The sequence below is a fragment of the Halochromatium glycolicum genome (genome assembly GCF_016584085.1).
GTDB classification, from domain to species: Bacteria; Pseudomonadota; Gammaproteobacteria; order Chromatiales; family Chromatiaceae; genus Lamprobacter; species Lamprobacter glycolicus.
In genome coordinates this window covers 1-716 of the sequence record NZ_NRSJ01000130.1, presented here as the reverse complement: position 1 = coordinate 716, position 716 = coordinate 1, and the positions used below count along the sequence as shown (strand labels likewise).

The 716-nt window shown below is 63.5% G+C and carries 1 protein-coding gene; it reads right to left on the bottom strand.

Annotated features, from left to right (window positions below; genetic code table 11):
• Positions 1-716: AAA family ATPase (locus CKO40_RS23830; RefSeq protein ID WP_200348942.1), on the bottom strand; the 716-nt coding region annotated here is incomplete at both ends.

Below are 716 nucleotides of genomic sequence, written 5' to 3'. Positions count from 1 at the left end.
CGAGGTAGTAGAGCAGCGAGACGAAGTTGTCCTGGCGCAGCAGCCCTTCGGCCGGGAAGCTGGTCTGGATCGGGCTGACCTCCTCGCCGCGCTCGATGATCGCGCGCAGCCGCGAGAAGTTGCCGTTCAGACGGGACGTGGCGGTGACGGCGTCGGCATCAGCGCGCTCGCGGTCGGCGAGCTGGCGGTCGGCGAGCTGGCGGTCGATCTGCACCAGATGGCGCAGCTTGCCGTAGTCGATGCGCACGTTGTGGTCGATCAGGTCGTCGGGCGGCTGGTCGAGATCGACCAGGGATTGCAGGTAGTACAGCGCCATATCGCTGTTGACCACAGGCGCCTGGCGGGCCTTGTGGAAGTGATAGTGGTTGTACCACTCGTCGACGATGGCGCGATGGGCGCTGAAGTCCTGCCCGAAATCGGCGAACAACTGTTCCAACTCGCCATGAGTGAAGCCGAGCAGCGCATTGAAGCGCGGATCGAGGCTGATGTTGCGCCCGATGTTGAAGCCACTGGTGACATCATCGAGCGTGATCGGCGAGACGCCGGTGATGAACAGCCGCGCCAGGCCACTGCCGGTGCGCCCGACGGTCTCCTTGAGCAGCGCAAAGAAGTCACGAAAGAAGCCGCTGCTGTGGGTCAGCTCGCGGTAGGCCTCGCGCCCGGCGTTGACCAGGATGTTGTTGGCGAAGTTGTCGTATTCGTCGATGAAGAGATAG